Source organism: Nitrosomonas sp. GH22 (genome assembly GCF_009833115.1).
Taxonomy (GTDB): Bacteria; Pseudomonadota; Gammaproteobacteria; order Burkholderiales; family Nitrosomonadaceae; genus Nitrosomonas; species Nitrosomonas eutropha.
Map to the genome: position 1 here is coordinate 1 of NZ_QRCA01000049.1, position 2,893 is coordinate 2,893.

A 2,893-nucleotide genomic window follows, 5' to 3' on the forward strand; every position below is an offset into this window, starting at 1 on the left:
CAGCGTTGTAGACCGTTTCGGTCACCCGGTTACCGCCCTGGGCCGAGGTCAGGTTCCCGGTGATACGAATGAGGCGATCGAGGTTGTCGTAGGCATAGTCAGTGACGGATACCGGGGCAGCCGCCGTCGGGCAGGTGGTGGCGGCAGCGGTGACCGCCGGACCCCAGGATTTGAGCAGCTTGCCGGTGGGGGTGTAGGTGACATCGGTACGCGGATCGTCTACGGTAGATTTTTGATAAATTTCTCAATTTTCTCCCGCTTCGGGAGGTATTGTGCAGCCCACTTACCACTCTCACTAATCTGATCAAAAAGAGATAACATTTTCATTAATCGGCACTTGCACTCTTCATTTTTCCCACGTAAGAACAATAAGCATGTAGGGGCAACATTTGACAGTATCTGATTATGTGGATCGGTGAACTGTCTCCCTTCAATAAACACTGTCAGATCGTCCAAATTTTTTACCTTTTCTATCTCTGGCAGGCAATATTTTAGAAAACAATCCCCCACTTCTGTTGCAATAACTTCCGGACAATTTTTTACACTGCAATCCCAACTCAAGAATGTGTTGGAAGGCGTAAACAAACCGATATTTCTTGCCCCAAAATTATTAGCCGCAAACTTAGCCCCGTACCGTTTCTTTATCTCATCAACTAGAAGAGGTGAATACACTGAGGCCATCGGGGAACAGCTCACCATCTCTGGTGCATATTTCCTTCCATACAATAGCAGTATTCGATCTTGTATAATCGAAGATCTCTCCCTACGCCAATCCGCGTCGCGCTCATACCTGCAAAAGCCTACATGGCTCAGGCGTGTATCGAGGAGAGAATTCACAATTTCGATCCTCTCCTCAACTGTCAAAGATGGATTCATACTCTCACCGCTTCAGCCAAAATTATCCGGCTCTGTCATCTATTTTCCAGCTTTAGCATCCGTGCCGTGCATGAATCCTTGGAAACCTAGGTCCATTTTTAGTGCATTAGGCATTACGTTTCTTATTGTGTCGTACCCATTCTTATAGAAGTGCATCAACTCAATATTTGATACCGTCTGTCCTGCGATACCAGCACCTGTAGCAGCCTTTCCAGTCAAGACGCCCGTGCCACCATTATTAATATAGCCATAACCTGCTATTTGAGCTTTACTTAGTGTTGCACTAGGGCCTAACTTGACCTCCACTCCTCGCAGACCGGTCGAAGCATCAACAATAAGATCAGTTCTTGGCTTAGCTACAGGAGTAGCCACCACAATTTCCCTTCCGACAATTGACTCCCCGCGGCTAGCTATCCTTTGTTCAGCCATACGAACACCGAGCGCCCCCTTTTCTATGGAGCTCATCTGGCTAAAACGACGTATAACGTTTGCAGCAGATACCCCAGAGGTTGCGGCTCCAATACCAAAATCAACTACCGCATTTCCCCAGCTGTAATCTTGGCCAGTAGCCCAACTAATGCCATATCCAATTGCAACGTTAGCAGCACCGCCGAGCAGAAAATTAGCAAACTGCCCACTCGGATCATTGAAGTTGATCGGATTATTCCCAACATACGCATACAGATTGAGGTCATCCGCAGTGCCGATCGGATCGGTCTGCAGGAACCGGCCCAGCGCGGGTGAGTAGAACCGTGCTTTATAGTAGTACAGATTCAGTGAACCGAGGAACTGCTGACCGGTGTAGCGGAAACGGATGCCAGTGGCGATGTTGGGTTCACCATACGGGCCGTAGCTGTGGATAGCGGTGCTGGTACCAGCACTGTTGGCGGTGCCGATGACACTGCCCAGTTGGTCCTGGTACAGCCAGGTCTTGTTGGTAGTGGTCGAACCTTCATACCACACCAGCGGTTCATCTACGCCAGGACCGTGCACGTAACGACGCAGGAGAGTACCTCCGTTGTCGTATTCGGCCACCAGATCAGCACCGTCATAGGTAAGGTGGGTCACCGTGCCGGCCAAAGTGGTCTGGCGCAGGCGCCCTGCCCCATCGTACGCCAGGCTGTTGGTCGAGCCGGTTTTATTGGCACTGATCAGCTGGTTGTCGAGATCGTAGGTGTAGGTCCATACGCCGTCTCCGGTCAGATTACCGCTGGTGTCATGCGTGAGGGTGGCGCCAGCAGCAGCGGTATATTGGTTAAGGCCGTTGGCGGTGTAGCTTTTGGTGCCGTTGGCATAACCCGTCCACTGGTAACTGTCGTTGGTCCAGCTTTGTCCTGTAATTTCCTGCACCTGGTTGCGGGTGTAAGCATAGGTTTGATCCTGTGCGGTGCCGGTGAGGTTGTGGGTGAGGCTGGCCAGTGCACTCTGGTTGTCGTAGCCATAGCTGGTGGTGGTGCTGTTACCCAGTGTCACCGTGGTGCGCCGGGAGAGGTCATCGTAGGTGTAGGAGGCAAGATTGGTCGTGCCCAGCTCTTTGATTGCCGTTGGGCGGTTCAGTGCGTCATAAGTGGTCGTGACGTAGAACGCAGTCTCCGGCCAGGTGATCCGGGTGCAGTTGCCTGCCGGGTCATACTGATAGGTCAGCGTCTTGTCGCCAGCAGTGGTACTGGTCAGCCGACCGACATTGTCATAGACGTAGCTGACCGCATAGCCGGTTTTGTTGGTGGCCGTGGTGCGGCCCAGCAGGTCGTAGGTGTAGGTGATTTTGTCCGCGCTGATCGGGTAAGTCCGGCTGAGCAGTCGGTTGAGGTTGTCATAGGCCATCGTGATGCTTTGGCCATTACGCTTGCGCAGGCTGGTGATATTGCCGTTGGCATCCAGTGTCATCTGCTCGTAATCGGTGGTCGATGAAGTGCCAGCCGTTGTGGGGTGTGGATAGCGCAGTTTTATACGACGATCATGGCCATCGTACTCATAGGTGGTCAGGTTGTTTTTGGCATCCTTGACCGTGACCGGC

General features: G+C 52.2%; 2 protein-coding genes. One reads left to right on the forward strand and one right to left on the reverse strand.

The features are described 5' to 3' along the window. Window positions 1–304 (forward strand): hypothetical protein (locus ABF86_RS11710; protein ID WP_160803624.1); only part of this gene is annotated, 304 nt, incomplete at its 5' end. A 611-nt stretch (window positions 305–915) separates the two neighbouring features. On the opposite strand, the gene ABF86_RS11715 is transcribed toward ABF86_RS11710, so the two are convergent. After that, a partial coding sequence (locus tag ABF86_RS11715) for an RHS repeat-associated core domain-containing protein (RefSeq protein ID WP_160803625.1) occupies window positions 916–2,893 on the reverse strand: 1,978 nt, incomplete at its 5' end.